Below are 26,997 nucleotides of genomic sequence, written 5' to 3'. Positions count from 1 at the left end.
CGCCCCTTCCGTTCCGAACGAATCGACCAACCACATACGCCCGTCTGCCAGCGCGCTTGCGCGCAGCCGCTGCTCCGCGCCACAGGTGCGCCAGCCATCTGATCAAGATGCTTTGGTTTGGGGATGCCTTCATGAATCGTTTGCTTGTCAAGCTGGCCGCGGCCGCTTCGCTCGGTGCCATCGCTATCGCCGCTCCGGCCGCTGCCGAGGATGCGCCCGCCGCCGCCGCCGCGCCGGTCGCAGCGCAGGAATACCGTTCGGGCACCTACGGCGGATGGGGCTTCAACCCCGCCGACCTCGACAAGACCGTCAAGCCGGGGGACGACTTCTTCCGCTACGTCAACGGCAAGTGGGACGCGGCCGAGGTGATCCCGCCGCAGTACCCCTACAGCGGCGTGGCGCTGGGGCTGCGGCTACAGGCCGAACGCGACGTCAAGGCGATCGTCGACGAGATGGCGGCGGGGTCCTATCCCGCAGGCTCGCTCGAGCAGCGGGTGAGCGATCTTTACAAGGCCTATCTCGATACCGCCGCGATCAACGCCGCGGGCCTCGCGCCCGCCAAGCCGTTCCTTGACCGGATCGCCGGGGTCCAGACGCGCGCGGACCTCGCCCATGCGTTCGCCGCCACCGGCATTCCCGCGCCGCTTGGGATGTACGTGTCGATCGACACCGCCAGCCCGAACAACAATGCGCTCTACACCGGCGTCGGCGGCATCGGCCTGCCCGACCGCGATTATTACCTGGTCGACAGCGAAGCGAACCAGGCGATCCGCGCCAAGTACAAGGAATACCTCGCGTTCCTGCTGGGCAAGGCGGGCTATGCCGATCCGGCGGCAACCGCGGAACGGGTCTATGGCCTGGAAAAACAGTTCGCCGCGCTGGGCTGGGACCGCGCGCTGTCGCGCAACCCCGAACTCACCACCAACCGCGTCACGATCGACGAATTGAAGGGGATGTCGGGCGAATTTCCGGTCGAACTGATGCTGCAGGACCGCCAGGTCGCGAACCTGCCTGCGCTGTATGTGGCGCAGCTGCCGCCGACGGCCGAGGAGATCGCGAAGCTGGGCCTGACGCCCGAACAGCTCGGCAAGCTGGGCGGCGGGATGCCGGCGATGCTGTCGCTGCTGAACACCGCGCCGTTGGAAGACATCAAGGCGTGGATGGCGGCGCGCTTCCTGTCCGGCGCGTCGCAGGTTCTCCCCAGCGACATCGACGACGCCAACTTCGAATTCTACGGCAAGACCCTGCAGGGCAAGACCCAGCAGCGCGAACGCTGGCAGCGCGGGCTCGACTTCGTGCAGGGCGCGATGGGCGAGGGGCTGGGCAAGATCTACGTCGAGCGGCACTTCCCCGCCTCCAGCAAGGCGGAGATGGAGAAGCTGGTCGGCAACCTGCGCCTGGCGCTGGCGTCCAACCTCAAGGAGCTTGAGTGGATGACCCCCGCCACCCGCGTCGCGGCCCAGCGCAAGCTCGACGCGTTCGGGGTGAAGATCGGTTACCCGGAGAAGTTCGAAACCTATGAGGGACTCAACGTGGTGCCCGGGCAGGCGCTCGCCAGCGCGATCGCGGTGAGTGACTGGAGCTGGCAGGAACAGCTCGAGGATCTGGCCGAACCGGTCGACAAGACCAAGTGGCTGATGACCCCGCAGACGGTGAACGCATACTACATGCCGCCGGCGAACGAGATCGTGTTCCCGGCCGCCTATCTCCAGCCGCCGTACTTCAACCCCAAGGCGGACGCGGCGGTGAATTATGGCGCGGTGGGCGCGACCATCGGCCACGAGATCGGCCACGGGTTCGACGATTCGGGCGCCAAGTACGGGCCGACCGGCGCGCTCGAAAACTGGTGGACCGACGAGGACCGCAAGACCTTCGAAGCGCTCGGCAACAAGCTCGTCGCGCAGTACGACAAGCAGTGCCCATTCGATGACGGCACGACGTGCCACAACGGCCGGCTGACGCTGGGCGAGAACATCGGCGATCTCGGCGGCCTGTCGATGGCCTACAACGCCTATAAGCTGTCGCTGAACGGCAAGCCCGCGCCGGTGATCGATGGGCTGACCGGCGACCAGCGGTTCTTCCTCTCCTATGCCCAGGCATGGCGCTGGAAATACCGCGAGGCGTTCGCCAAGCAGCTGCTCAAGACCGACAGCCACAGCCTGGCCGAAGCGCGGGTCAACGCGGTCCTGCGCAACTTCGACCCGTGGTATGCGGCGTTTGGCGTCAAGCCGGGCGATGCGCTGTACCTCGCCCCGGCGGACCGCGTGCGCATCTGGTGATCCGCCCGAAGGGGGCGCGGGCTTCCGGCCAATCGCGCCCCCCCACCTATTCACGGCGCGGTCAGGGCCAAGGACATATAAACGCTGCACTTCATGACCACGGGCGGCTAGTGTCGCCCGCTGCGCATGCCGGTCGCACCGCATGCGCGCTTCATTTCCAGGGGCGGGCCGCACGCGCCCTTCGCCCAACAACCGGGGATCGCATGACCTTAAAGACTATCGCCACGCTGGGCATCAGCGCCTTGGCCTTGACCGTTGCCGCTCCCGCGCTGGCGCAGACCGCGCCCAAGCCCGCGCCGGCCGCCGCGACGCCTGCCGCACAGGCGGTGCCGCTGCCGACGATGTCCTTCGGCGAATGGGGCTACGATCCCGCCGATCTCGACACCTCGATCGATCCGGGCGACGACTTCTTCGCTTATGCCAACAACAAGTGGCTGCAGGCGAACCCGCTGCCGCCTGAATTCAGCCGTTTCGGCGCGTTCAACCTGCTGCGCGAGAAATCGACCAGCGACGTGAAGGCGCTGGTCGACGAACTGGTCGCCAAGGATGCCGCCACGCTGACCGCCGACGAACGGCGCATCGTCGAAAGCTACAACGCTTACCTCGATACCGCGGCGATCGATGCCGCCGGCATGGCGCCCGCGCAGCCCTACCTCGAGAAGATCCGTTCGGCCGATACGCTCGCCAAGATGGCCACGCTGTGGGGCGAAGTCGGCTACCCCTCGCCGATCGGCGGCGGGGTGTCGGTCGATGCCAAGGAGCCGACGCGGTATTCGGTCTATGTCGGGTCGGGCGGGCTGGGCCTGCCGGACCGCGATTACTACCTCGACGAGACCGAGAAGGGTAAGGCGATCCAGGCCAAGTACCGCGATTACCTCGCGTTCCTGCTGGGCAAGGGCGGGTACGCAGACGCCGCCGGCATGGCCGCGCAGGTCTATCAGTTCGAAGACAGCATCGCCCGCAAGGTCAGCTGGGATCGCGCGACCCGCCGCAACCGCGACCTCACCTACAACGCGCTGACTCCGGCTCAGCTCGCCGCGCTCGACCCGGCGTTCCCGGTGGCGGCGCTGATGGAAGCGTCGGGCTTCGGCGAGACCGACCGGTTCGTCGTCGGCGACCTGCCGCCGACCCCGGAACGCGCTGCCGAGCTGAAGCTGGACGCCGCGACCCTCGCCAAGATCGGCGGCGGCACCCCGGCGATGATGAAGCTGGTCGCCAGCACCCCGATCGAGGTGCTGCAGGCGTGGATGGTCAAGAGCTTCCTCAGCTCCAACGCCGCCGTGCTGCCGAGCGACATCGACGCCGCGCAGTTCGCCTTCTACGGCAACACGCTGAACGGCACGCCCGAGCAGCGCCCGCGGTGGAAGCGGTCGATCGACGAGACCGAAGGGCTGCTGGGCGAACTGGTCGGCGCGTCGTACGTGACGCGCTACTTCCCGCCCGCCAACAAGGCCGCGATGGTCGACCTGGTCGAGAACCTGCGCAAGTCGCTGGGTGTCAGCATCCAGGAGAACGACTGGATGAGCGCGGCGACCAAGAAGGAGGCGATGGCAAAGCTCGCCGCGTTCGACCCCAAGATCGGGTATCGCGACGAACTGGAGACCTACCCGGGTCTGGCGATCACCGCCGGCCAGCCGCTCGCCAACCGCATGGCGGCGGGCAAGTGGCAGTACCAGGACATGCTGTCCAAGCTGGGCGGTCCGATCGACCGCACCGAGTGGGGCATGCTGCCGCAGACGGTGAACGCCTACTATAACTCGACCAAGAACGAGATCGTGTTCCCCGCCGGCATCCTGCAACAGCCGTTCTTCGGGCTAACGGCCGATCCGGCGGTCAATTATGGCGGCATCGGCGCGGTCATTGGTCACGAGATGGGCCACGGGTTCGACGACCAGGGATCGAAGTCCGATGGCACCGGCATGCTGCGCAACTGGTGGACCGACGGCGACCGCGCCGCGTTCGACAAGCTCGGCAACGCGCTGGTGGAACAGTACAACGCGTTCTGCCCGCTGGGCGAAACCCAGCCGTGCGTGAACGGCCGGCTGACGCTGGGCGAGAACATCGGCGACCTTGGCGGCCTGTCGATCGCCTACCGCGCGTACAAGATGTCGCTGAACGGCAAGGAAGCGCCGGTGATCGACGGTCTGACCGGCGACCAGCGGTTCTTCCTCGGCTGGGCGCAGGTGTGGCGTTCGCAGCAGCGCGACGAGGCGGCGCTGCAGCGGCTGCGCACCGACCCGCACAGCCCGGAGGAATTCCGGGTGAACGGTGTCGTCCGCAACTTCGACGAATGGTACAAGGCGTTCAACGTCACCGCCGATGACGAGCTGTACCTCGCGCCGGAGCAGCGCATCCGCATCTGGTAAGCAGCTCTCGCATCTGTCTGAAACAAGCCGGGCGGCGCAAGCGATTGACTTGCGCCGCCCGTGCTTCATGAGCGCGACCCGATGGACCTGATCCTTACTGCTATCCTGCTGGGCGTCCTTGAGGGGCTGGCCGAGTTCCTGCCGGTGTCGTCCACCGGGCACCTGATCCTGGCGCAGGCGCTGTTCGGCTACGACCCGAAGGAATGGGCCCAGTTCAACGTCGTGATCCAGCTAGGCGCGATCGCCGCAGTGATCGTCACCTATCGTAAACTGTTCTGGTTCACCGCGGTGGGGCTGCTGCGCGGCAAGGGGGAATCGGTCCGCTTCGTGCGCAACGTGGCGCTGGGCTTCATGCCTGCCGCGGTCATCGGCTTGATGGCCAAGGATGCGATCGACGCGATGCTGGGCAGCCCGATGGTGGTCGCGGTGGCGCTGGTGATCGGCGGAGTGGCGATGCTGGTGCTCGAACGCCGGGTCGCCCCGCGCGAGGATAACGGGGTCGCGGAACTGCCGATGCGCACCGCGTTGCTGATCGGACTGGCGCAATGCCTGGCCATGATCCCGGGAACCAGCCGGTCCGGCGCGACCATCCTGGGCGGGCTGGCGCTGGGCGTGGGCCGACGCACGGCGGCCGAATTCTCGTTCTTCCTGGCGGTGCCCACGATGCTGGGCGCGGCCACGGTGAAAATCCTCGATGATCCCTCGGTATTCGCCGGCGGGACCACGATCGGCCTGGCGGAGATCGCCGCCGGATTCGTGTCATCGTTCGTCGTGGCGATGATCATCATCCGCGCGTTTGTCGCCTATGTCTCCAAGCGCGGGTTCGCGCCGTTCGCCTGGTATCGCATCGTGGTCGGCCTCGCGGCTGTGGCATGGTTGACACTACGCTAACTTAAGTTGGCTTTTATGCCGCCGGGGCGGAACCCGCGTTGGTTTCGGAGCTTTCGTCCGCAAACTGACTTTAGAGATTGAAATGGGTTTCCTGGTTCTTATCGCGGTAGGCGGGATCCTTGGATGGCTCGCCGCCATCCTCAGCCGCAGCGACGATCGCCGCGGCATGATCTTCAACGTCGCCGTCGGAGTGATCGGCGCGGTCGCGGCTGGTGCACTGGGCAGCAGCGCGCCGCTGGCGGCGGGCCTGTCGGCGACGGCGCTGTTGCTGGGCATCGTGGCCGCAAGCGCGCTGCTGTGTGCGGTCAACGTCGCCCGCTCCTCGCGCGTCAATTAACCCACGATACATTTTCGCTTACCACCGGGCGGCGGGCTTGATATGCAGGCCGCCCATCCAAGAAGGGGATTACTGAAATGAAGAAGATCATTGCTCTCTCGTCGGCGCTCGCGCTGGGCCTCACCGTCGCTGCCTGCGACGGCCCGAAGGAAAACGCGATGGAAGACGCTGGTGAGCAGAACGCCGAAGTCGTGAACGAGCAGGCTGAAGCCATGGAAGACGCCGGCACCATGACCGACGAGCAGGCTGACGCCGTGACCGACCAGGCCGAAGACAAGGCCGATGCCATGGAAGAAGTTGGCGAAGCTGCCGACGAAGGCACCGTCCCGGCTGCGACCGCGACGACCAACTAAGGTCCGCATCGTACCAGATCGACCGGCTCGGGAGCGATCCCGGGCCGGTTTTTCTTTGCCTGCGCACCGCGCGGGGGCGGCATCGCTGCTAGACCGGAATAGCCCCGCTGCCGCGCCCGCCGCGCAGCAGGTATTCCTGCGTGCCGACGTGCACCGCATGGTCGAGATCGATCACCGCGCTGTTGGCGTAGGTGAAACCGGGGTGGAGGCTGCGATAGAGCCGGTCGAAATCGCGCTCCACCGTCTGGCGGTACAGGTCCTCGAAGCTCTCGATCACGAAATAGGTCGGCTGCAGGTCGCTGATCACGTAATCGGTGCGCATCACGCGGTCGACGTTGAGCATGATCCGGTTGGGGCTCTGCGCTTCGGTCGCATAGACGATCTCGGTCGGGCCTGAGAGGATGCCCGCGCCGTATGCCTTGATGCCGCCCGCCTCCTCAATCAGCCCGAACTCGACCGTGTACCAGTAGAGCGCGCCCAGCGCCTTCAAGCGGTTGTAGCGCATCGCCTTCCACCCGGCGCGGCCGTATTCATGCATGTAATCGGCATAGACCGGGTCGGTCAGCATCGGCACGTGCCCGAACACGTCGTGAAACACATCGGGTTCTTCGATGTAGTCGAACGTCTCGCGGGTGCGGATGAAGTTGCCGGCCGGAAAGCGGCGATTGGCCAGGTGCCAGAAGAATACGTGGTCTGGGATGAGCATCGGCACCGGCACCACCGACCAGCCGGTCAGGGCCGACAGGTCTTCCGACAGCTTGCCGAATTCGGGCACCCCGCCGCGGTTGAGGTTGAGCTTCTGCAAGCCCGCCATGAACGCGCCTGCCGCGCGGCCGGGCAGGACCTCCATCTGGCGCGCGAACAGGTCGTTCCAGATCGCGTCGTCGTCGCTCGAATAATCGGCTTGGCGTGGCTCGAGCCAGTCGTCGCCGACATGCGCCGGCCTTTGCAGCGGCGCGGTGAACACGTCCCCCGGCATGTCGGGCAAGGCGCTGAAATCGCGGTCGGCGGGCGGGAGCGTGGTCATGGTTGCAACTGAAACCGTATCACTCGCGGCACCGGCGGGCAAACGGTCAAACTGCGCCCTCTGCCTGCACGACCTGGCGGCCGTCGCCGGCGAACGCGCCTAGGGTGAGGGTGCTGTCTTCCTGGCGCAGGACCAGGTGCAGCGGTTCCCCGACAATCGCCGGGCTGACCGCGCGGAAGGCGAAGCGCTTTAGCGGTCCCACCTGTTCTTCCGACAGCTGGAGCAGCAGGCTGGCCATCAGCGGCCCATGCACCACCAGCCCGCTGTAACGCTCGACATCGCGGGCATACGGCAGGTCGTAATGGATGCGGTGGCTGTTGAAGGTGAGGGCGGAGAAGCGGAACAGCAGCGGTTCGGTCGGGGTCAGCACCCGGTGCGCGTGCCAGGCGGCGGGATCGAAGCGCGCGTCGCCCGCCGCCGCGGGCTGCAGCGGCGCATCGGGCGCGGCGGCTTCGCGGTACACCAGGGTCTGCACCTCGCGCACCGCAAGCACACCGTCCGGGAACGTGTCGTGTTCGACCGAAGCGAACACCATCGCGCCGCTCTTGCCGGATTTGGGCGTGATCGAGGCGACGCGTGACACCCGCTCCACCGCCGCGCCGATGGAGATGGGCGCATGGAAGGCGATCTCACTCGCCGCCCACATCCGCCGGGGCAGGGGGACAGGCGGCAAGAAGCTGACGGCGCTGTCGTCGCGCCGGGGGTGGCCGTCCTCGCCCAATGCGCCCGTCGGCGCGTCGGGGGTGCAGAGGCAGAAGTGAATGCCCTGCGGCATCGCCCCGGCGCCCTGCGCAGGCAGGTCGAAGGTCGCCAACCACCGGCCGGCGAGCGCCTCGTCCAGCCGGTCGATGCGCCGCTCCTCGCGGCCGACCCACGCCGACCAGTCGCCGGCAGTCTCTGGCATCAGGCCGCGCGCTCGAAAATCGCGGCGATGCCCTGCCCGCCGCCGATGCACATCGTTTCAAGGCCATAGCGCGCGCCGCGCCGGTGCATCTCGTGCGCCATGTCGGCGAGAATCGGCCCGCCGGTCGCTCCGATCGGATGGCCCAGGCTGATGCCCGAACCGTTGACATTGAGCAGCTCGCGCCGGCTGTCGTCCGCCGACCAGCCCCAGCCCTTCAGCACGGCGAGCACTTGCGGCGCGAACGCTTCGTTGAGTTCGATCAAGTCGATGTCGTTCCAGCCCATGCCGGTGCGCGCAAACAACCGCTCGACCGCGGGGACCGGGCCAATGCCCATCCGGCTCGGGTCGCACCCAGCCGCCGCATAGCCGGTGAACCACAGCAGCGGTTCGAGGCCGAGCTCTTCCAGCTTGTCCTCCGCCACCACCAGGCACGCGGCGGCGGCATCGTTCTGCTGACTGGCGTTGCCGGCGGTGACGACACCGTTCTCCAGCGCCCGCAATTTGCCGAGGCTCTCCATGCTGGCGTCGGCGCGGAAGCCTTCGTCGCGGTCGAACAGTACCGGATCGCCCTTGCGCTGCGGCACCGGCACCGGGACGAGCTGCGCGTCGAACTTGCCCTCGTCCCACGCGGCGGCCGCGTTCTGGTGGCTGCGAACCGCGAAGGCGTCGGCCTCCTCGCGAGTGATACCATAGTCCTTGGCGAGGTTCTCGGCGGTCTCGATCATCCCGCTGATGACGCCGAACCGCTCGACCGGCTGGCTGAGCAGGCGCCCGCGGGTGAGGCGGTCCCACAGCTCGACGTTGCCCGCCTTGACCCCGCCCCTCAGCGCGGTGGTGTAGTGTTCAACGTTGGACATGCTCTCGCACCCGCCGGCGACGACCACGTCGGCATGGCCGCTCTCGACCATCATCGCCGCGTTGACCACCGCCTGCACGCCCGATCCGCACCGCCGGTCGAGCTGGTAGCCCGGCACCTCGAGCGGGAGGCCGGCGGCCAGCCAGCTCCAGTGGCCGATCGCGGGCGCTTCGGCGTTGCCATAGCCCTGGCTGAACACCACGTCGTCGACTCGTTCGGGGTCGATCCCGCTGCGCTCCACCAGCGCCTTCAGGATCACCGCACCCAGCGCGCCCGCGTCGAGCGGGGCCAGCGTGCCGAGGAACTTGCCCACCGGGGTGCGCAGGGGGCTGACGATGGCGGCGCGGCGTTTTGTCATGATGTCTTCCTCAATCCGTCCCGGTCACTTGGCGCGACCACGCCGCGGTCGATAAGCGCGTGAATCCCGCCCGACGACAAACCGAGTCTTGTGGCGAGCACTTCCTCGCTATGCTGGCCAAGATAGGGCGCAGGCGCCGGGTCGGCGGGCGCCGCTCCGCCCAGATGCGCGAAGCTGCGCGGCGCGGGGTAGGCGAACCCGCTGGGGTTGGCGGGCGAGGGGCCGAACAGCGGGTTGTCTGTCACCAGCACCGGATCGTTCGCCGCCTCGAACATCGTGCGGTAACGTTCGAACGTCGCGCCGGCCCGGGTCAGCCGCTCGGCCAGCTCGGCATAGTCCAGCTTGCCCGCGGCTTCCTGCACGATGGCGAACAGCGCTTCGCGGTGGACGAAGCGGTTGTGGTCCGACTTCGCAAACTCCACCCCGGCCTGAGCCTCCAGCGCGGCGATCGGCTCCGCGATCTCCAGCGCGGCCACCATCGCGTTCCACTGGTTGGGGGTGAGCACCGCGACCATGAACCGCTGGCCGTCGCGGCTGGCGAAATCGCGCCCCAGCGCGCCCCAGATCGCATTGCCCAGCCGGGGGCGGTCGCCGCCGCGATAGAGCATTTCCGCCAGCGCGCCCGAATTGGCGACGGTGCCGATTGCCACGTCGCCCAGCGGCACCCGAACCTCGTTGCCCTCGCCCGTCGCGGCGCGGTGATGCAGCGCGGCCATCAGCGCGAACGCGCAGTACGCGCCGGTGATGAAGTCCCACGCGGGCAGCACTTGGTTGACCGGCGGCGCGGTGTCCTGGTCCCATTCGGCGGGGCCGGTCATCAGCGGATAGCCGCTCGCGGCGTTGACGGTGAAATCCATCGCCTGGCGCCCGTCATGCCAGCCCATGATGCGGACCGAGATCATGTCCGGCCGCCCCGCGCTGACCGCCGCGTGGCTGAGGAAGGACTTCTCGGGCAGGTTGGTGATGAGCTGGCCGGTCTTGCGCGCCAATTCTACGCACAGCTCACGCCCTTCGGCGGACTTCAGATCAAGCGCGACCGACTTCTTCGCCCGGTTGAGGTTCTCCCATGCCAGACTGCGCCCTTCCGCCGTCTGCATGTAACGGTCGTAGTCGAGCCCGCCGCCGATCTGGTCGACGCGGATCACCTCCGCCCCCATCTGCGCGCAGTACAAGCCGGCGGTAGGCGAGGCGACGAAGCTGGAGACCTCGACGATCGAGAGGTCGGAGAGGAGCTGGTACATCAGCCGTGCGCGGCGAAATCGCGCAGCATGTGCTTGGCGATCTGCAGCTGGAGAATCTGCGTAGTGCCTTCATAGATGCGGTAGATCCGCGCATCGCGGAAGAACCGCTCGGCGTCGTATTCGGCCAGATAGCCGGCCCCGCCATAGATCTGCACCACCCGGTCGACCACCCGGCCGCACATTTCCGAAGCGAAGACCTTGAACGCCGCCGCTTTGCGCAGGATGTTCTCGCCCGCGTCGGCGCGCGCGGTGACATCCGCCATCATGCACTCGGCGGCGTAGATCTCGGTCTCGCTTTCGGCGAGCATCTGCTGGATCAGCTGGAAGTTGGCGATCGGTTCGCCGAACGCTTTCCGCTCCGTGGCATAGCGCAGCGCGCTGTCGAGCGCGCGGCGGGCATAGCCGGTCGCCGCCGCGCCGACCGAGATGCGCCCGTTGTCGAGGCTGCGCATCGCGAACACGAAACCCTTGCCGGTCTCCCCGCCCAGCAGCGCCTCGCCCGGGACGTGGACGTCTTCCAGGATCACGTCGGCGATGTGGCTACCCGACTGGCCCATCTTGTGATCGGGGCTGCCGACGGTGACGCCGGGCGTGTCCATCGGCACGATGAAGGCGGAAACATGCGCGTTCTTGGGCAGCGCATCCTTTTCGGTGCGCGCCATGATCAGGCCGACTGCGGCGTGCGGGGCGTTGGTGATGTAGCGCTTCGTCCCGTTGAGGATCCACCCGTTCCCGCTGGGGTCGGGGCGGGCGGTGGTGGCCATCGCCGCGCTGTCGGAGCCACTGCCCGGTTCGGTCAGCCCGAAACAGGCGATCTCGCCCGCGGCGATGCGCGGCCACCATTCGGCCTTTTGCGCGTCCGTGCCGCCGTTCTTGATCGCGCTGTTGAACATGCCGACGTTGATCGAGAAGATCGACCGGTAAGCGGGCGCGGCATAGGCCATCGTCTTGACCACCCGCGCGTATTGCGAGGTGGATAGGCCCGCGCCGCCGTATTTCTCCGGCACGGTCAGCCCGAACAATCCCATGTCGCGCATTTCCTGCACGATTTCGTCGGGGATGCGGTCCGCCTCGATCACTTCGCGTTCGGCGGGGAGCAGCCGTTCGCGCACGTAGCGTTCAAGCTGGTCGATGAACTGTTCGAACAGTTCGGGGTCCATACCGTTCATAGTGCCGCTCATCGTGTTGGCGCCTCGCTGATTGGAGTGGCCGGCGGGGCCGGGCTGGAACTGGTGGCGGGGCCGGGGAGGGCTTCGGGCGGCAGGCGCCGCTGTTCGAGCATCTCGGCCGCTTCATCGAGCGCCCTGGCTTCGCCCACCGTCACGCCGCCCGGGCCGGGGTCACTGTCTGACGGACCGCAGGCGGCCAACAGGGGTAGGATAAGGAGGGACATGATCGCGGGAGCGGACAGGCGCATGGCGCATGCCATACCGCGATCGCGCAAAAGGAAAAGCGGGCGAATCGCTGCTGCGATTCGCCCGCTCATCGGGTCACGTGGTTTGCGCCAGGCTGGCGCAAGCCGCACGTTACTGCGGCGCGGTCTCGGTTGCCGCGTCGGCAGCGGCCGCGGCGGCCTGGGCGCGGGCGGCCACATCGGCGGCATTGGCGCCAGCTTCCTCGGCAGTTGCCGGGGTGGTTGCCTCGGCGGATGCGGCCGGGGTGGCAGCGGCATCGACGGTCGCGTTGGCGCTCGGGTCCACGGCGGGCTCGGCAGTCACGCCGGTCATCGCCGCATCGGCGGGCATCTCCACGGTGTCGGGCTGGGCTTCGGTCGAGGCGTCGTCGGCTCCGCCGCACGCGGCCAGCGCGAAGGTGAGCGGGGCAAGGACGAGGGCGAACTTCTTCATGATGCGGATCTCCACAGGTTGGGGTTGCCGCGTCTGTAGCCGTGCCACAATCGCGCCGCAATCTTCGCTGTCCACACTCCTGCATTTTCCTCCGCCGGCAGGCTGTGCCAAGGCGCCCCGCATGGCCACGGTCGCGCCCGCCTCCCTCGATCTTCCCGCTGCCCGCGCGCGGTTGCGCGAGCTGTTCGGGTTCGACGATTTTCGCGGGGTGCAGCCCCAGGTGATCGATCGCGTGCTCGGCGGGCGTTCGACGCTTGCGGTCATGCCGACCGGCGCGGGCAAGTCGCTGACTTACCAGCTGCCCGCCACCATGCTGCCGGGCACGTGCGTGGTGGTCAGCCCGCTGATCGCGCTGATGCACGACCAGCTGCGGTCGGCGCGGGCAAATGGCATCGCCGCCGCCACCCTCACCAGCGCCGATGCTGACTGGCGTGAAACGCTGGACGCGTTCCGCGCGGGCACCCTCGACCTGCTGTATGTCGCGCCCGAGCGGGCGAGCCAGCCGGGGTTTCGCGACCTGCTGTCGTCCTCGCAGGTGGCGCTGTTCGCGATCGACGAGGCGCACTGCGTGTCGGAATGGGGGCATGACTTCCGCCCCGACTACCGCCTGCTGCGCCCTCTGATGGACGCCTTCCCGGGCGTGCCGCGCCTGGCGCTGACCGCGACCGCCGATGCGCACACCCGCGGCGACATCCTCCGCCAGCTGGGCATCCCGGAAGGAGGGATGATCGTCGCCGGGTTCGATCGGCCGAACATCCGTTATCGCATCACGCACCGGGACAATCCGGTGCGCCAGGTGGCCGACCTGATGCGCAGCGAACCCGGGCCGGGGATCGTCTACGCCCCGACGCGGGCGAAGGTGGAGAAGCTCGCCCAGCAGATCGCCGCCGCCAGCGGGCGCGAGGTGCGCCCCTACCATGCCGGGCTTGAGCCGGACGTGCGCGCCGCCAACCAGGCGGCGTTCGTTGCCTCCGAGGATATGGTGATCGTCGCCACGATCGCCTTTGGCATGGGGATCGACAAGCCCGACGTGCGCTTCGTCGCCCATGCCGGCGTGCCGAAGTCGATCGAGGCATTCTATCAGGAAACCGGCCGCGCCGGGCGCGACGGCGATCCGGCGCAGACGCTGATGCTGTGGGGCGCTGGCGACTTCGCGCAGGCCCGCCAGCGGCTCTCCGAAGTGCCCGAGAATCGCCGCGCTTCGGAACGCACCCGGCTCGATGCCCTCGCCGGGCTGGTCGAGACCGCCGGTTGCCGCCGCGCGGTGCTGCTGCGCCATTTCGGCGAGGACCCTCCGGCCCAGTGCGGCAACTGCGACAACTGCCTGGAAGCGCCCGGCGTGACCGACGTCACCCAAGTGGCGCAGAAGGTGCTGAGCGCGGCTTACCGGACGGGACAAAGCTTTGGTTTCGGGCATTTGCAGAAAGTGCTCACCGGGGTGGCCGACGACCGGATCATGCAACGCGGTCACGACCGGCTCAGCGTGTTCGGCATCGTGGGGGAGGACGAGGCGCGCCTGCTCCAGCCGGTCGCCCGCGCGCTCCAGGCCCGCGGGACGCTGGTCGCGACCGATCACGGCGGGCTGCAACTCGGCGGCGACGCCAAGGCGATTCTGAAAGGCGATCAGAGCGTCGAGATCGTCGTCCCACCACCCTCCGCCCGCAAGGCCCGCCGCCGCGGCAGCGAATCGAACCCGGTCGGCGATCCTCTGTTCGAGCGTCTGCGCGAAGTGCGCCGCGATCTTGCCCGCACCGCCGGGTTGCCACCCTATGTGATCTTCCACGATGCCACCTTGCGCGAGATGGCGTCCCTGAAGCCGCTGACCTTGTCGCAGCTCGCCGAAATCGGCGGGGTCGGGGCGCGCAAGCTGGAGGCTTACGGCCAGGAGTTCGTCGACGCGATCCGCGCGCACGATCACTGACGGGCAAAGGGGCAGGTTGCACCTGTTGTGCGCCGACTTGGCCCGCCGTTCGCGCTGGGTATTAGGCCGGTATTAACCCTTTTTCCGTACGCGGTGTCACATGGACAGCTTCGCCCGCGCCTTGCCCGCCCGCCCGTCAGTCCTGGCGTTGTGCGCCATCGGTGTGCTGGCATTGACCGCGATCCCCGTTGCCGCCGTGCTGGCGCAGACCGGCGGAGAGGCCTTCACCGTCGCTGAAACGGGGCGCAGCTATGCGCGCTTGCAGGATGCGGTGAACGCCATCGGCACCGGGCAGGGCACGATCGCCATCGCACCCGGCACGTACCGTCAATGCGCGGTGCAGGAAGGCGGCACGGTGACCTATGCCGCCAGCCAGCCGGGGACCGCGATCTTCGATGGCACGGCCTGCGAAGGCAAGGCGGCGCTGGTCCTGCGCGGTCAGGCGGCGCGCATTTCAGGGCTCACCTTCCGCGGGATCTCCGTGCCCGACCACAACGGCGCCGGCATCCGGCTGGAACAGGGCGACCTGACGGTGGCGCAGTCGTGGTTCGCCGACAGCGAGCAGGGCATCCTGACCGCCAACGATCCCGGCGGAACGATCGTGATCGACAAGAGCACCTTCTCAGGCCTGGGCAACTGCGACGATTCGTCCGGGTGCGCGCATTCGGTCTATGTCGGCGACTACGGCCTGCTGCGGGTCACGCGCAGCCGGTTCGAGCGCGGGACCGGCGGGCATTATCTCAAGTCCCGCTCGGGACAGGTGCAGGTGGCGGCCAACAGCTTCGACGATTCGGCGGGCCGGGCGACCAATTACATGATCGACCTGCCCGCAGGCTCACGCGGCCAGATCACCAACAACTGGTTCGTCCAGGGACGCGACAAAGAGAACTATTCCGCCTTCATCGCCGTCGCCGCCGAAGACCAGACGCACCCCGCCGATGGGCTGACCATCGCCGGCAACGACGCGCGGTTCGCACCGGATGTGCGCCGGTCGAGCACTTTCGTGGCCGACTGGTCGGGCGATAAACTGGCCCTTGGCCCCAACGCACTGGGCGTCGGTCTCAAACCGTTCGAGAAACGCTGACGGAACCCGCGGTGCGCCTCGCCGGTTTCATGGGCCGAGGAGTATGCGATGGCAGGCGGTTGGACGCGCGATGGCGCGGTGCAGGACCAGATCGACGACACGGTCAAGGATGCGGTGGAGGCTGCCCGGTCCCGCATGGCGCGCGGGCCGAGCGCGGAGTTCTGCGACGATTGCGGAGAGCCGATCCCGCAGCGCCGCCGCGAAGCCCTGTCCGGCGTGCGCACTTGCGTGGCGTGCCAAGCGGAGCGGGACAGCGAAATGCGCCACTCTGCAATCAACCGCCGGGGCAGCAAGGACAGCCAGTTGCGCTGACCGCGCGCGCGGCATAACCGGCTGGCCTCAGGCAACGGAGTTCGCCCCATCTCCTTCTTCGTCCGCGCGCAGCATCTGGCGCCCCAGCATGGCCTGTCGCGCCTGGCCGGACGGCTGGCCGACAGCACCGTTCCCTGGCTCAAGAACGCGCTGATCCGCCGGTTCATCGCCGCGTACGATGTCGACATGAGCGAAGCGGCCGAGCCCGCCGAGGCCTATCCCAGCTTCAATGCCTTTTTCACCCGGCCCCTGAAACCTGGCGCGCGCCCGCTCGCCGATGCCAATGACCAAGTTCTGTGCCCCGCCGATGGCGCCATCAGCGAGATCGGGGCGATCGCCAACGGGCGGATGGTGCAGGCCAAGGGGCGCGACTACACCGTGGCCGCGTTGCTGGCCGGCAATGCCGAGGCCGCCGACCGTTTCGAAGGCGGGCGGTTTGTGACCATCTACCTCTCGCCCAAGGATTATCACCGCGTCCACATGCCGGCGGACGGCACCTTGCGCAGCGCCCGCTACGTTCCCGGTGACCTGTTCTCGGTCAACGCAGTGACTGCCGGCGGGGTCGACGGGCTGTTCGCGCGCAACGAACGGCTCGCCTGTCTGTTCGATACCCCGCTGGGCACCATGGCGAGCGTCATGGTCGGGGCGATGATCGTGGCCGGGGTGGAAACCGTCTGGAGCGGTCGGGTCGCTCCCCACGGCAGATCACTCATCGAGGAGGCGATTCCTCAAAACTTGCGGCTATCGGCCGGGGACGAGATGGGCCGGTTCTATCTTGGTTCGACCGTGATCCTCTTGTTCGAACCCGGGCGGGTGGAGTGGCTCCCGGACCTGAAGCCGGGCAACACCGTCCGCATGGGGCAGGCGCTCGCCCGCAGGCTTTCGCCCGCAGGCTTTGATTTCTCACCCTAACAGATGACCCGAACGATCGCGCTTCGTTGCAAGGTAACGGGCATTGTGCGGATTGTCGGGCAGCTGGTGCGGCACCCGCTCGGTCACCGAAACGCCGGCGGCCTCCAGCGCAGCGACCTTGGCCGGATTGTTCGTCATCAGCCGGATCGAGCGCGCGCCGAGCAGGTCGAGCATCCGGGCCGCGACGGGAAAGTCGCGCGCGTCATCCGGCAGGCCGAGCCGCTGATTCGCGTCCACCGTATCGAACCCCTGGTCCTGCAGGCGATAGGCGCGCAGCTTGTTGATGAGGCCGATGCCGCGCCCTTCCTGGCGCAAATACAGCACCACCCCCCAGCCGCCGCTCCGCGCCTCGCCGGCGGCGGCGTGCAGCGCGGCGTCGAGCTGCGGGCCGCAATCGCACTTGAGGCTCCCCAGGACATCGCCGGTCAGGCATTCGGAATGCAGGCGCACCAGCGGCGCGCGGTCTGACCGGGCCTGGCCGAACACCAGCGCCACGTGCTCGCGCAGATCATCGGCACTGCGGAACGCGACGATCTCACACTCCTCGCTGGCACTCACGGGAAGACGCGCGCGGGCAGCGACGGTCAGCCGGGCCGGATCGGCAAGGGCGCCCAGATCGTCAGGGGCGAACGGCTGCGCTTCCCCGGCATGGCGCGGGTCGACCAGGAAAGCTGGAAGGATGCCCGCGATACGCGCAAGTTCCAGGGCGGCACTTGCGCCACGTATCCAGTCGAGCGGCTCCGCCTTGAACGGCCCTTTCAGCGGAGTGGCGAGGTCGAGCGCGGGATCAGCCAACGCGCGCGCGGCGCTCAGGTCGAACGGTTCGGCGCCGCGCACCAGCACCGGCGCATGGGGTTCGGCCGCCTCGCGCTGGTTGACCAGTTTGAGGGTCTCGGCGCGCGCGGCGGAGATCAGCATCTGCACCGCTGCGGCGTCTGCGGCGACCGCGGTCTCCGCCGGCAGCAGCACCGGACCACCGGCCAGCGCGATCGGCCAGCCGTGGCGCAGCGCGTCCACCGCCTGTGCCGCCCGGCGTGACGCGCTCGGCTGGCTCAGAGGTCGAACTCCGTGACCAGCGGCACGTGATCGCTGGGCGCGTCCCAATGGCGGGTCTCCTCGACCAGGCGGTGGCTGCGCGCCTGACGCGCCAGGTCGGGGCTGGCCCACATGTGATCGAGCCGCCGTCCCTGGTCGCGCTGCCGCCACCATGAGCGGTAGGACCACCAGGAGTAGTTGCGCTCGGGCGCCGGAATGAACTGGCGTCCGATATCGACCCACCCATGGGCGTCGCCGAAGCGGGTCAGGGCTTCCACCTCGATCGGCGTGTGGCTGACCACTTTGATCAACGCCTTGTGATCGTAAACGTCGCAGTCGAGCGGGGCGACGTTGAAATCGCCCACGATCAGCGTCGGTCGATCAAGACCATCCGCCCAGCAGGTCATCCGCTCGAGGAAATCGAGCTTCTGGCCAAACTTCGCGTTCGCATCCCGGTCCGGCACATCGCCCCCGGCCGGAATATAGACGTTCTCGATGATCAGGCCCTTGCCCGCGCCGGTCAGTTCGACCCCTACGTGACGCGCCTCGCCATTGTCCTGCCAGTCATGGCGGCCCAGTTCCCGGAGCGGCAGCCTGCTGACTGTGGCGACGCCGTGGTATCCTTTTTGCCCGTGTACCGCCTGGTGGACATAACCGAGGTCGGCGAGCGCTTGCGCAGGAAACTGGTGCTCCTGGCATTTGATCTCCTGCAGGCACAGTACGTCCACGGTCTGCTCGCTCAGCATGCGAACGACCTGATCGATGCGCAGGCGGACCGAATTGATGTTCCAGGTGGCAACGGAGATCATGCGATGCGGGATAGGGAGCGTGCCCGCTCGCTGCAACCACGGTGCAGGCAAAGAAAAACCCCCGCGCCGGGGGCATTGGCGCGAGGGTTCCTCTTGAGCGTTCGTCACGCTGTGCAGTCGGGTCGCTTACGAGGCTGGGGCAACAGGGGGGAAACCCGCCTCCAACCGTTCTGCAAGCACTGGTCTAGTCGATACCGGCTTTCCGCTCGATGAACGCCGCCTCGCGACTCGTCGCAGAGCGCCCACGCAGAAAAGCCGAGCCGTTGCCTAGCGACGACCAGTCGAGCGGCGCGGATCCTTGAAGGTGAATGCGCTGTCAGCAACCGCCACTCCGTAACGCTGGTTGGTCAGGCGTACGGTGGTCCGACCGTTCTGCGCATCGAGCGCGACCCAGTTGGTGAGCTGCCAGCCGCCGGGCGCGTTGGCGTTGCGAGTGAAGATCAGGGTGATCACGCCATATTCGGGATGCTTGCTGTCGCGCACCTCGACCGAAAGGACGTTGTCGCTGCCCGACGGAACCAGCTTGCCGTACTTCTTCACGTCACGATTGGGGTCGAGCAATGCGCCAAGCGGCGAATTGCCGATCGGCCAGCGCTGCACCTGGTTGACCTCGTAATCGATCAGGTAGAGCGACTTGCCGTTCGCGACCACCAGCATCTTGGCGCTCTTCTGGTAATCGAAGCGGATCTTGCCCGGGCGCTTCAGCGTCAGCACACCGGACAGGGACTGGCCCTTGCGGTCGGTCTGCGTGAAATTCGCCGTCATCGTCGAGATGCCGCGCAGCGCGGCGACGGCCTGGTCGAGTTGGCCCGCCTGGGCCGCCACGGGGGCGGCCGGCATCGCCAGCATCGCGGCAGGGACAGACAGGGACAGCGCGCCGACAATCGCAGCGCGCAGGGTGATCTTGGGAAATCTGTTCAAGGTAATCATGCTCCGGTCGTTAGGCACGGAGCGTTGAACTGCCCGTGAACCTGCGCGGTTCCGGGCGTTCAGGATCACTTGATCTTGGCTTCCTTGAACTCGACGTGCTTGCGCGCGACGGGATCGTACTTACGGAAGGTGAACTTTTCCGAATGGTTGCGCGGATTCTTCTTGGTCACGTAGAAGAAGCCGGTGTCGGCGGTCGACACCAGCCGGATCTTGACGGTTGCGGACTTCGCCATCGCGGTTTCCTGATTCGCTTGCTCGGGCGCTGGGCCCAGAAATACCAAAGGCGGCACACGTGCGCCGCCCGTCGGGCGCGGCCATTGGTGCAAGCGGCGTGCAAAGTCAATCCTTACCAGTCGATCTTGCCGCGGTTCGCCTTGACCGTCCCGCGCGATTTCTTCTCCTTGATGCGTGCTTCCTTGCCCACCCGGTTGAGCCGGCTCTTGGCTCGCGGGCGCGGTGCATCGTGAGCTTCGCGCAACAGTTCGGCCAGGCGCTCGCGCGCATCGGCGCGGTTGGCTTCCTGGGTGCGAAAACGGCGCGCCGTCAGGACGATCTCCCCCGCCGCCGTCATGCGGCTGCCGGCCAGGGTCTTCAACCGCGTGAACACTGTTGGCGTCAGGCGCAATGCGAACACGTCGAGCCGCAGCTGCACCGCTGTCGCCACCTTATTGACGTTTTGCCCGCCCGGCCCGCTCGCGGCGATGAAGCTTTCGCTGACCAGCTCCAGTGTCCGCGCCACCACGGCGTCAACTTCAGCCATCGCTGAACCCGAGTTGCGCGAAGTCGGGCGGCAGCGGCGAGCGCGCCTCGATCGGCGTCTTGGCGGCACGCGGGACGATCAGGCCGGCGGCGTGAAGCATCGTGCGCGGACCACTGCGCCGGTCGCCGTACACCGGATCGCCGGCGAGCGGTACGCCCAGACCCGCGAGGGCATGGATGCGGATCTGGTGCGTGCGGCCCGTTTCCGGCCGGAATTCGACCAGCGTTCGGCCCCCTGCCACCGCCAGGCGCCGCCAATGGGTGACCGCCGGCTTGCCCTTCTTCGCCGCGATCATCCGCCAGCCCTTCTCCGCCGAGCTGATTTTGGACAGCGACAGCGCGACCGTGCCTTCATCCTCAGTCACTTCGCCGGCCAGAATGCCGAGATAGCGCTTCTCGACGCTGCGTTCCTCGAACGCACGCGAGAAGCGCACCAGTGCCTTTGGATTGCGCGCCAGGAGAAGGCAGCCCGAGGTGTCGGTATCGAGCCGGTGGACCGCCGCCGGATCGCGCTGGAAGCCGAGACGCAAATCTTCCAGGTGGTCGGCAAGCGACTGCCCGCCAGCGCGCGGCCGATCGACCGGCAGGCCCGCGGGCTTGTCGATCACCAGGGCTTCGCCGTCTTCGAACAGAAGCGGAATCATAGCAGTCTGGCCTCCATCAGGCCGCGCAGCGCGTTGCCAAGCAGGAACCCGCCTTCGAGATCGCTCAAAGTGAGGTCAGCCTCCCGTGCGCGGCCCCCGTCGATCAGCGAGCGGCGCAAGACACCGGGCAGCAGGCCTGAGGCGAGCGACGGCGTGAGCAGGACCCCGTCGCGCTCGACGAACACGCTGGTGAAACTGCCCTCGGTCACCAGCCCGTCGTCGCGCACCAGCAGCGCCTCTGCCGCCTCGGCCTCGTGCGCTGCGTCGCGCGCGGCGTCGTAGAAATCGCGGTCGGTGGTCTTGTGCCGCAAGCGCCAGTCGCCGGGTTCCACCGGCAGCGGCAAGGCGATGCACGCCAGCGGCTCCGCCAGGTCTGCAGGTAGGGGTGCCGCCTCAAGCGCCAGTTCGCCACCGCGCGACGCCAGCAGCCGCAACCGGGCGGGACCGTCGAGATCAAAGCACAGCGCCTGGATCCGGTTGCGAGCAGCGTGCCGGTCGAAGGCGAAACCGAGCTCGGCCGCGCTCGCCTTGATCCGTTCAAGGTGCAGTTCGAGGAGCCGCACGCCTTCGTCCGGATGAAAGCGCATCGTTTCGATCAGGTCGCACCCAGGGGCGGCCCGGCGGGCGAAGTCGGCCTTGAGCAGGCTCTCGCGCCATTCCGGCAAGGCTTCGCTGTCGGCGACGATGGCCGATCCCACGCCGAGAACCGCCGTGCCCTGACCGTTCTCGATCTCGGTCAGCCGCAGGGTTCGAATCGCCACGTTGAACGCCGCATCCCCGCGCGCGTCGATGCGCCCCATCGCCCCGCAATAGGGGCCGCGGGCGTCCCGCTCGACTTGGCCGATGAGTTCCATCGCGCGAACCTTGGGCGCGCCGGTGATCGATCCGCAGGGAAACAGCGCGCGCACCAGATCCATCGCGCCCTGCCCCTCCGCTAGCCGCGCGCGGACGGTGGTGACCATCTGATGGACCGTTGGATAGCTTTCGACCGCGAACGGCGCGTCGACGTGCACACTGCCCGGCTCGGCCACCCGCGACAGATCGTTGCGCATCAGATCGACGATCATCAGGTTTTCGGCCTTGTCCTTGGCCGAGGTGGCGAGTTCCGCCGCCAGCGCCTGGTCGGCTTGCGGATCGGGCGAGCGCGGCCGCGTACCCTTCATCGGCTTCGCCTTGGCCTCGCCAGCTTGCAGGCTGACAAACAGTTCGGGCGTAAGGCTCAGCAGCCAATGCTGGCCGTCGAACACCACACCGCCGTATCCAGCCCGGGCCTGGCTCCGCAGTGCGGCGTAGATCGCCAGCGGATCGCCGCGAAAACTGCCCGCGAGCGGAAAGGTGAGGTTCGCCTGATAGATGTCACCCGCGCGGATCGCCTCCTGCAACACGGCAAATGCTGCCCCATAGCCGCCGGCCGACAGCTGCGGCACAAGGGGGCCAAGCGAAGGGGTGCCGTGCGCGCGCTCGACCAGCCACACCGGTACCTCTCCGGGCGCTATGCTCTGGGAATCGTCGAACAGCCCCAGCCACACGAGCGGCCCGGCGGCCCCGGTGCGCGGGGGTGCGAGCGGGGCAAGCTTCGGCTCCAGCGCCAGACCGGCTTCGTAGGCAATGGTCCCGGCCAGCGTTCCGCCCTGCCGCCGCGCCTGGTCGGCGGCTTCCAGTACTGCCGCAACGTCTTCCGGTCGATGCGCGACGAACACCGCGCGCGGGTTCTCGAACAGTTGCGCGTCGGCCGCGCCGCCGGTCCGTGCGTCATCGAGCAAAACGAAAGGAGCGTGCCCCGCCATGCCATATGCCTTAGCGCGTCGTGCCCGGCTGTCGAGGGAGCTTGACCGCGCCGGGGCGCGCTGCGCAGACAGCGCATGCAGGCATAGCGGGAGTGCAACCGGAGTATGGGCCAGATTTTCCTCGGGCTTGCCGACAACGGTGAACGGCAGGTGCTGGAGCTGTCGCGCGCCAATCGGCACGGGCTGATCGCCGGCGCCACCGGCACTGGCAAGACGGTGACGCTACAGGGATTGGCGGAAAGCTTCTCGGCCGAGGGCGTCCCGGTGTTCCTGGCGGATGTGAAGGGCGATCTGGCGGGCATCGCCCTGCCCGGGTCGCCGAGCTTCAAGAACGCCGCCGTGCTGGAGGGCCGCGCGCGCGACCTGGGCATGAGCGATTATGCCTATGCCGATAATCCGGTGGTGTTCTGGGATCTCTTCGGCCGGCAGGGCCATCCGATCCGCACGACGATCTCGGAAATGGGGCCGCTGCTGCTCGGCCGGCTGCTCGGCCTCAACGACACCCAGCAGGGCGTGCTCGACATCGTCTTTCGGTACGCCGACGAGCAGGGCCTGCTGCTGCTCGACCTGCCCGACCTGCAGGCGATGCTGGCACACACCAGCGAAAATGCCAGCGAGTTGTCCGCGCGATACGGCAACATCACCAAGCCGAGCGTCGGCACGATCCAGCGCCAGGTTCTGAGCCTCGATAGCCAGGGCGGAGCAGAGTTTTTCGGCGAACCGGCGCTGGAGATCGTCGACTTCATCCGCACTGACGACCGCGGTCGGGGGGTCATCAATGTGCTCGCCGCTGACCAACTGATGCAGAGCCCCAAGCTCTACGCCACGTTCCTGCTGTGGCTGCTGGCCGAACTGTTCGAGACACTGCCCGAGGTGGGCGACCTCGAAAAGCCGCGGCTGGTGTTCTTCTTTGACGAGGCGCACCTGCTGTTCGACGAGGCGCCCGCAGCGTTGCAGGACAAGGTCGAACAGGTGGTGCGCCTGGTCCGGTCAAAGGGTGTCGGCGTCTATTTCGTCACTCAGAACCCGGTCGATATTCCAGAGAAAGTTGCCGGGCAGCTGGGCAACCGGGTGCAACATGCCCTGCGCGCCTATACCCCGCGCGACCAGAAGGCGATCCGCGCGGCCGCTGAGACCTTTCGCATCAATCCGGCGCTCGATGTGGCGCAGGCGATCACCGAACTGAAAACGGGCGAGGCGCTAGTTTCCACGCTGCTGGAGGACGGCGCGCCGTCCGTCGTGCAGCGCACGCTGATCAAGCCGCCACACAGCCGGCTGGGGTCCCTGGAGCCGAAAGAGCGGGCGATCATCCAAGCGGTCAGTCCCTTTGCAGGCAAGTACGACGAGCGGGTGGACCGCGAAAGCGCGGCCGAAGTGCTCGCGCAGAAAGCGCAGGATGCCGCCGAAACCGCGCACGAGGTCGATCGGGTCGGCCGCGAAAAAGTCGGCCAGCGCGAACGGCTTCACACAGGCATCTGGGGCAAGGCGGCCAAGCGCGCGGCGGGCGCGGCGATGGGATCGGGCGCGTCGATCGCTGCCGGCGCGATCCTCGGGAAAAAATCGCGCGCCAGCCCCATGAAAACCGCGGCCAGCTCGGCCGCTGGGTCGATCGCGACCGACCTTGCCGGGCCGTACGTCGGACGGTTCGTGCGCAATCTCATCGGCGGGCTGATGCGCTGACGGGACCGATCCCGGCATCGCGGCGTTCCATCCGACACGTGCAGCTGACATTCGCCAGTTACAATATCCACAAGGGCGTGGGGAAGGACGGGCGGCGTGATGCCGACCGCATCCTGGCTGTGCTGCGCGAACTCGATGCCGACGTGATCGCCCTGCAGGAATGCGATCGCCGCTTCGGCGCGCGCACCAGCGTGATCGAACGCACCGCGCTTGACGACACCCCGTGGCAGGTGCTGCCGGTGGCGCAGCGCCCGCAAAGCCTTGGCTGGCACGGCAACGCCTTGCTGGTGCGGCGCAAGTTCCAGGCGCTGGAAGCCCACGCGGTCGAACTGCCGAAGCTCGAGCCGCGCGGTGCCGTGCGCGGCGATTTCATGGTCGAAGGCGTGCGCCTCCGGGCGGTGGGCGTGCACCTCGACCTGTCGGGCCTGCGCCGACGCGACCAGATTCGCGCCGTGCTGAAGCACGTGGATGGCTGCGCGGAGGCGTGCCCGACAGTGTTGATGGGCGACTTCAATCAGTGGGGTGCGGGCACTGGCGCCATGCGGGAGTTGGCGCATGGCTGGCACTCGCTGGTGCCCGGCCGCAGCTTTCCCGCGCATAACCCGGTCGCGCAGCTCGACCGGATCGTCGCCTGCACCCGGTGGCGCGTGATCGCGCAAGGCGTGCATCACAGCGCTTTGGCGGCGAAGGCATCGGATCACTTGCCGGTGTGGGCCACGCTTGAGCTGCCGACGAATTAAGCGCCTGCCCGTTTTCTAGGCATTTCCCATCCTGCGGATAGGGCCTCGTCGTCGCGTCGCGATCTGGCACGGCTTTTGCTGAGCTAGCGATGTCGGACTTTCGCGTCCGGCGGCAGCAGGGAGGCAAGGCGTGAAATACATCATCGCCGTGATCAAGCCGTTCAAGCTCGACGAGGTGCGCGAGGCGCTCTCCGCGATCGGAATTGCGGGAATGACCGTGTCGGAGGTCAAGGGCTTCGGCCGGCAAAAGGGGCAGACCGAGATTTACCGGGGCGCCGAATATTCGACCAACATGCTGCCCAAGGTGAAGATCGAGGTCGCGACAAGTGATGCGCTCGCGCCCCAGGTGGTCGAGACCATCGAGCAGGTCGCCCGCACAGAGGCGATCGGCGACGGCAAGATCTTCGTGCTCGACTTGGCCTCCGCCACCCGCATCCGCACCGGCGAAACCGGCGACACCGCGCTGTGACCCGCGCCTCACCCGATCTTTCGACCTGGACCATGAGGGGAACCCAGATGATCCGTAGATTTCTGACCGGCGCGCTCGTGACGGGCGGTTCGCTGGTCGCCGCTACCGCCGCCTTCGCGCAAGACGCGGCGCCCGCCGCTGCGGAAGCGGCCGCCGCAGTGCCCAATCCGGGCAACAATGCTTGGATGATGATTTCCACCGTGCTGGTGCTGATGATGATCCTGCCGGGCCTCGCGCTGTTTTACGGCGGCCTGACGCGGTCGAAGAACATGCTTTCGACGATGACCCAGATCGGCGCGGCAGCCTGTCTGGCGATGCTGATCTGGGTGATGTGGGGCTATGGCATGGCCTTTGGGCCGGAAGGCAACGCGTTCATCTCGTGGGGCAAGTTCTTCCTCGCCGGTGTCACCTCGGACAGCACCGCCGCGACGTTTTCGGACGAGGTGATCAGCGAGTACGTCTTCATCAGTTTCCAGATGACCTTTGCCGCGATCACCGCTGCGCTGGTGCTGGGCGCGACCGTCGAGCGGATCAAGTTTTCGGCGGTGATGGTCTTCACCGCGATCTGGCTCACCATCGTCTATTTCCCGATCGCGCACATGGTGTGGGCGGGCGGCGGCCTGTTCTTCGAGATGGGCGCGCTCGATTTCGCTGGCGGCACCGTGGTGCACATCAACGCCGGCGTCTCGGCGCTGGTGGCCGCGATGATGCTGGGGAAGCGCAAGGGCTATCCGGCCGAGCCTATGCCGCCGCACTCGCTGACCCTTACGATGGTCGGCACCGGGCTGCTGTGGGTGGGCTGGTTCGGCTTCAATGCCGGCTCGGAACTGGAAGCGGACGGCACCGCCGGCCTGGCGATGATCAACACCTTCGTCGCCACCGCTTCGGCCGCGCTGTTCTGGATGCTGACCGAGCGGGCAGTGCTCCACAAGGGATCGACCCTGGGCTTCTGCTCGGGCGTCATCGCCGGGCTGGTCGCAGTCACGCCTGCCGCCGGCAATGTCGGGGTGTTCGGAGCGATCGTGCTCGGCGCAGTCGCCTCGGTGATCTGCTTCTTCGCGGTGTCCAAGCTCAAGCCGATGTTCGGCTATGACGACGCGCTGGACGCATTCGGCATCCATGGGGTGGGCGGGATCATCGGCGCGATCGGCACCGGCATCCTCCACGATCCGCTGTTCGGCGGACCGGGCGACGGTTCGGTCGGCATCGGCGCGCAGACGCTGGTGCAGGTGCAGGCGGTCGGCATGACCATCGTCTGGGCGGCGATTGGTACCGTGATCGCGCTGACCATCGCCAAGCTGGTCACCGGCCTCAGGGTATCGCCCGAAGTCGAATATGACGGCCTCGACATCGGCGAGCATGGAGAGCGCGCCTACAACTAATCCACCAGTTTGGCGAAGCCGGGGCTTCCTCTCCTTTACTCCGGCTTCGCCATCCGATGTTCCTCCTGCGAACA

General features: G+C 67.5%; 27 protein-coding genes. 13 read left to right on the top strand and 14 right to left on the bottom strand.

Annotated elements, in window-relative coordinates:
- The first annotated feature begins 131 nt into the window (after window positions 1-131).
- The 5 genes from C0V74_RS07820 (at window position 132) to C0V74_RS07800 (ending at window position 6,226) form a co-directional block, all read left to right on the top strand.
- Window positions 132-2,279, top strand: coding sequence for a M13 family metallopeptidase (locus tag C0V74_RS07820; protein ID WP_143251291.1), 2,148 nt, complete (start codon window positions 132-134; stop codon window positions 2,277-2,279).
- Between the two features lie 203 nt (window positions 2,280-2,482).
- Window positions 2,483-4,645 (top strand): M13 family metallopeptidase, encoded by a 2,163-nt coding sequence (locus tag C0V74_RS07815; RefSeq protein ID WP_143251290.1) that lies wholly within the window; start codon window positions 2,483-2,485, stop codon window positions 4,643-4,645.
- 81 nt (window positions 4,646-4,726) lie between these two features.
- The gene (locus C0V74_RS07810; protein ID WP_143251289.1) at window positions 4,727-5,536 is read left to right on the top strand and encodes an undecaprenyl-diphosphate phosphatase; all 810 of its coding nucleotides are present in this window, start codon (window positions 4,727-4,729) and stop codon (window positions 5,534-5,536) included.
- An 82-nt stretch (window positions 5,537-5,618) separates the two neighbouring features.
- On the top strand, window positions 5,619-5,873 hold the full coding sequence (locus tag C0V74_RS07805) for a GlsB/YeaQ/YmgE family stress response membrane protein (RefSeq protein WP_143251288.1): 255 nt from the start codon (window positions 5,619-5,621) through the stop codon (window positions 5,871-5,873).
- A 77-nt stretch (window positions 5,874-5,950) separates the two neighbouring features.
- Window positions 5,951-6,226, top strand: a complete 276-nt coding sequence (locus tag C0V74_RS07800; protein ID WP_131622941.1) for a hypothetical protein — start codon at window positions 5,951-5,953, stop codon at window positions 6,224-6,226.
- Window positions 6,227-6,314: 88 nt separating this feature from the next.
- Here the strand turns inward: C0V74_RS07800 and phhA are convergent, their stop codons facing one another.
- The 7 genes from phhA to C0V74_RS07765 all read right to left on the bottom strand — a co-directional run bounded on the left by phhA (window position 6,315) and on the right by C0V74_RS07765 (window position 12,474).
- A complete protein-coding gene (gene phhA / locus C0V74_RS07795) occupies window positions 6,315-7,205 on the bottom strand; it encodes a phenylalanine 4-monooxygenase (RefSeq protein ID WP_143252229.1) in 891 nt (296 codons plus the stop codon).
- Between the two features lie 94 nt (window positions 7,206-7,299).
- Window positions 7,300-8,157: a MaoC family dehydratase N-terminal domain-containing protein gene (locus tag C0V74_RS07790; protein WP_143251287.1), complete on the bottom strand. Its 858-nt coding sequence runs from the start codon at window positions 8,155-8,157 to the stop codon at window positions 7,300-7,302.
- Complete coding sequence (locus C0V74_RS07785; protein WP_143251286.1) at window positions 8,157-9,371, bottom strand: acetyl-CoA C-acetyltransferase; 1,215 nt, start codon at window positions 9,369-9,371, stop codon at window positions 8,157-8,159. The genes C0V74_RS07790 and C0V74_RS07785 overlap by 1 nt, the downstream gene beginning before the upstream one ends.
- The gene (locus C0V74_RS07780; RefSeq protein WP_143251285.1) at window positions 9,368-10,612 is read right to left on the bottom strand and encodes a CoA transferase; all 1,245 of its coding nucleotides are present in this window, start codon (window positions 10,610-10,612) and stop codon (window positions 9,368-9,370) included. The genes C0V74_RS07785 and C0V74_RS07780 overlap by 4 nt, the downstream gene beginning before the upstream one ends.
- Entirely contained in the window at window positions 10,612-11,793 is a 1,182-nt protein-coding gene (locus C0V74_RS07775; RefSeq protein WP_246844800.1) for an acyl-CoA dehydrogenase family protein, read from the bottom strand. The genes C0V74_RS07780 and C0V74_RS07775 overlap by 1 nt, the downstream gene beginning before the upstream one ends.
- Window positions 11,790-12,029, bottom strand: coding sequence for a hypothetical protein (locus tag C0V74_RS07770; protein WP_143251284.1), 240 nt, complete (start codon window positions 12,027-12,029; stop codon window positions 11,790-11,792). Before C0V74_RS07770 ends, C0V74_RS07775 begins: the two co-directional genes overlap by 4 nt.
- A 109-nt stretch (window positions 12,030-12,138) precedes the next feature.
- On the bottom strand, window positions 12,139-12,474 hold the full coding sequence (locus C0V74_RS07765) for a hypothetical protein (RefSeq protein WP_246844799.1): 336 nt from the start codon (window positions 12,472-12,474) through the stop codon (window positions 12,139-12,141).
- 106 nt (window positions 12,475-12,580) lie between these two features.
- On the opposite strand from C0V74_RS07765, the gene recQ reads away from it, so the two are divergent.
- From recQ to asd, 4 genes are all read left to right on the top strand, one after another.
- On the top strand, window positions 12,581-14,380 hold the full coding sequence (gene recQ, locus C0V74_RS07760) for a DNA helicase RecQ (RefSeq protein ID WP_143251283.1): 1,800 nt from the start codon (window positions 12,581-12,583) through the stop codon (window positions 14,378-14,380).
- Between the two features lie 100 nt (window positions 14,381-14,480).
- On the top strand, window positions 14,481-15,464 hold the full coding sequence (locus C0V74_RS07755; RefSeq protein WP_143251282.1) for a right-handed parallel beta-helix repeat-containing protein: 984 nt from the start codon (window positions 14,481-14,483) through the stop codon (window positions 15,462-15,464).
- A gap of 48 nt (window positions 15,465-15,512) precedes the next feature.
- Entirely contained in the window at window positions 15,513-15,776 is a 264-nt protein-coding gene (locus tag C0V74_RS07750; RefSeq protein ID WP_143251281.1) for a DksA/TraR family C4-type zinc finger protein, read from the top strand.
- Window positions 15,777-15,962: 186 nt separating this feature from the next.
- Window positions 15,963-16,688, top strand: a complete 726-nt coding sequence (gene asd, locus C0V74_RS07745; RefSeq protein ID WP_246844798.1) for an archaetidylserine decarboxylase — start codon at window positions 15,963-15,965, stop codon at window positions 16,686-16,688.
- Here asd and ribA read toward each other — a convergent pair.
- From ribA to pabB, 7 genes are all read right to left on the bottom strand, one after another.
- A complete protein-coding gene (gene ribA, locus C0V74_RS07740) occupies window positions 16,680-17,705 on the bottom strand; it encodes a GTP cyclohydrolase II (RefSeq protein WP_246844797.1) in 1,026 nt (341 codons plus the stop codon). The genes asd and ribA overlap by 9 nt on opposite strands.
- A gap of 35 nt (window positions 17,706-17,740) precedes the next feature.
- Window positions 17,741-18,532 (bottom strand): exodeoxyribonuclease III, encoded by a 792-nt coding sequence (locus tag C0V74_RS13175; protein ID WP_143251279.1) that lies wholly within the window; start codon window positions 18,530-18,532, stop codon window positions 17,741-17,743.
- Window positions 18,533-18,799: 267 nt separating this feature from the next.
- Window positions 18,800-19,462, bottom strand: coding sequence for an outer membrane lipoprotein carrier protein LolA (locus C0V74_RS07730; protein ID WP_143251278.1), 663 nt, complete (start codon window positions 19,460-19,462; stop codon window positions 18,800-18,802).
- Window positions 19,463-19,527: 65 nt separating this feature from the next.
- A complete protein-coding gene (gene rpmG / locus C0V74_RS07725; protein WP_131622917.1) occupies window positions 19,528-19,695 on the bottom strand; it encodes a 50S ribosomal protein L33 in 168 nt (55 codons plus the stop codon).
- 113 nt (window positions 19,696-19,808) lie between these two features.
- Complete coding sequence (gene arfB, locus C0V74_RS07720; protein ID WP_143251277.1) at window positions 19,809-20,222, bottom strand: alternative ribosome rescue aminoacyl-tRNA hydrolase ArfB; 414 nt, start codon at window positions 20,220-20,222, stop codon at window positions 19,809-19,811.
- Window positions 20,215-20,865, bottom strand: a complete 651-nt coding sequence (locus C0V74_RS07715) for an RNA pseudouridine synthase (protein WP_143251276.1) — start codon at window positions 20,863-20,865, stop codon at window positions 20,215-20,217. Before C0V74_RS07715 ends, arfB begins: the two co-directional genes overlap by 8 nt.
- A complete protein-coding gene (gene pabB, locus C0V74_RS07710) occupies window positions 20,862-22,652 on the bottom strand; it encodes an aminodeoxychorismate synthase component I (protein ID WP_143251275.1) in 1,791 nt (596 codons plus the stop codon). Before pabB ends, C0V74_RS07715 begins: the two co-directional genes overlap by 4 nt.
- Window positions 22,653-22,757: 105 nt before the next feature.
- Between pabB and C0V74_RS07705 the strand changes: the two genes are divergently transcribed.
- The 4 genes from C0V74_RS07705 to C0V74_RS07690 all read left to right on the top strand — a co-directional run bounded on the left by C0V74_RS07705 (window position 22,758) and on the right by C0V74_RS07690 (window position 26,923).
- A complete protein-coding gene (locus C0V74_RS07705) occupies window positions 22,758-24,332 on the top strand; it encodes a helicase HerA-like domain-containing protein (protein WP_143251274.1) in 1,575 nt (524 codons plus the stop codon).
- Window positions 24,333-24,370: 38 nt separating this feature from the next.
- Window positions 24,371-25,072, top strand: a complete 702-nt coding sequence (locus tag C0V74_RS07700; protein ID WP_143251273.1) for an endonuclease/exonuclease/phosphatase family protein — start codon at window positions 24,371-24,373, stop codon at window positions 25,070-25,072.
- 130 nt (window positions 25,073-25,202) lie between these two features.
- Window positions 25,203-25,541, top strand: coding sequence for a P-II family nitrogen regulator (locus tag C0V74_RS07695; protein ID WP_143251272.1), 339 nt, complete (start codon window positions 25,203-25,205; stop codon window positions 25,539-25,541).
- Window positions 25,542-25,588: 47 nt separating this feature from the next.
- Window positions 25,589-26,923, top strand: a complete 1,335-nt coding sequence (locus C0V74_RS07690; protein ID WP_143251271.1) for an ammonium transporter — start codon at window positions 25,589-25,591, stop codon at window positions 26,921-26,923.
- The last annotated feature ends 74 nt before the right edge of the window (window positions 26,924-26,997 follow it).

This window comes from Altererythrobacter sp. TH136, from assembly GCF_007065885.1.
Classification (GTDB): Bacteria; Pseudomonadota; Alphaproteobacteria; order Sphingomonadales; family Sphingomonadaceae; genus Tsuneonella.
The sequence above is the reverse complement of the archived record's forward strand: the minus strand, read 5'-3'. Positions and strand labels throughout refer to the sequence as shown.

Excerpts from the sequence above, each read along its gene's own strand:
- C0V74_RS07790 (WP_143251287.1), bottom strand. The coding sequence starts at position 8,157 with ATGCCAGAGACTGCCGGCGACTGGTCGGCGTGGGTCGGCCGCGAGGAG.
- C0V74_RS07705 (WP_143251274.1), top strand. The coding sequence starts at position 22,758 with ATGGGCCAGATTTTCCTCGGGCTTGCCGACAACGGTGAACGGCAGGTG.
- C0V74_RS07800 (WP_131622941.1), top strand. The coding sequence starts at position 5,951 with ATGAAGAAGATCATTGCTCTCTCGTCGGCGCTCGCGCTGGGCCTCACC.
- C0V74_RS07715 (WP_143251276.1), bottom strand. The coding sequence starts at position 20,865 with ATGATTCCGCTTCTGTTCGAAGACGGCGAAGCCCTGGTGATCGACAAG.
- C0V74_RS07785 (WP_143251286.1), bottom strand. The coding sequence starts at position 9,371 with ATGACAAAACGCCGCGCCGCCATCGTCAGCCCCCTGCGCACCCCGGTG.
- rpmG (WP_131622917.1), bottom strand. The coding sequence starts at position 19,695 with ATGGCGAAGTCCGCAACCGTCAAGATCCGGCTGGTGTCGACCGCCGAC.
- C0V74_RS07805 (WP_143251288.1), top strand. The coding sequence starts at position 5,619 with ATGGGTTTCCTGGTTCTTATCGCGGTAGGCGGGATCCTTGGATGGCTC.
- phhA (WP_143252229.1), bottom strand. The coding sequence starts at position 7,205 with ATGCCGGGGGACGTGTTCACCGCGCCGCTGCAAAGGCCGGCGCATGTC.
- pabB (WP_143251275.1), bottom strand. The coding sequence starts at position 22,652 with ATGGCGGGGCACGCTCCTTTCGTTTTGCTCGATGACGCACGGACCGGC.
- C0V74_RS07780 (WP_143251285.1), bottom strand. The coding sequence starts at position 10,612 with ATGTACCAGCTCCTCTCCGACCTCTCGATCGTCGAGGTCTCCAGCTTC.
- C0V74_RS07820 (WP_143251291.1), top strand. The coding sequence starts at position 132 with ATGAATCGTTTGCTTGTCAAGCTGGCCGCGGCCGCTTCGCTCGGTGCC.
- C0V74_RS07775 (WP_246844800.1), bottom strand. The coding sequence starts at position 11,793 with ATGAGCGGCACTATGAACGGTATGGACCCCGAACTGTTCGAACAGTTC.
- C0V74_RS07770 (WP_143251284.1), bottom strand. The coding sequence starts at position 12,029 with ATGCGCCTGTCCGCTCCCGCGATCATGTCCCTCCTTATCCTACCCCTG.
- C0V74_RS07755 (WP_143251282.1), top strand. The coding sequence starts at position 14,481 with ATGGACAGCTTCGCCCGCGCCTTGCCCGCCCGCCCGTCAGTCCTGGCG.
- C0V74_RS13175 (WP_143251279.1), bottom strand. The coding sequence starts at position 18,532 with ATGATCTCCGTTGCCACCTGGAACATCAATTCGGTCCGCCTGCGCATC.
- recQ (WP_143251283.1), top strand. The coding sequence starts at position 12,581 with ATGGCCACGGTCGCGCCCGCCTCCCTCGATCTTCCCGCTGCCCGCGCG.
- C0V74_RS07810 (WP_143251289.1), top strand. The coding sequence starts at position 4,727 with ATGGACCTGATCCTTACTGCTATCCTGCTGGGCGTCCTTGAGGGGCTG.
- C0V74_RS07690 (WP_143251271.1), top strand. The coding sequence starts at position 25,589 with ATGATCCGTAGATTTCTGACCGGCGCGCTCGTGACGGGCGGTTCGCTG.
- C0V74_RS07815 (WP_143251290.1), top strand. The coding sequence starts at position 2,483 with ATGACCTTAAAGACTATCGCCACGCTGGGCATCAGCGCCTTGGCCTTG.
- arfB (WP_143251277.1), bottom strand. The coding sequence starts at position 20,222 with ATGGCTGAAGTTGACGCCGTGGTGGCGCGGACACTGGAGCTGGTCAGC.
- C0V74_RS07750 (WP_143251281.1), top strand. The coding sequence starts at position 15,513 with ATGGCAGGCGGTTGGACGCGCGATGGCGCGGTGCAGGACCAGATCGAC.
- C0V74_RS07730 (WP_143251278.1), bottom strand. The coding sequence starts at position 19,462 with ATGATTACCTTGAACAGATTTCCCAAGATCACCCTGCGCGCTGCGATT.
- asd (WP_246844798.1), top strand. The coding sequence starts at position 15,963 with ATGAGCGAAGCGGCCGAGCCCGCCGAGGCCTATCCCAGCTTCAATGCC.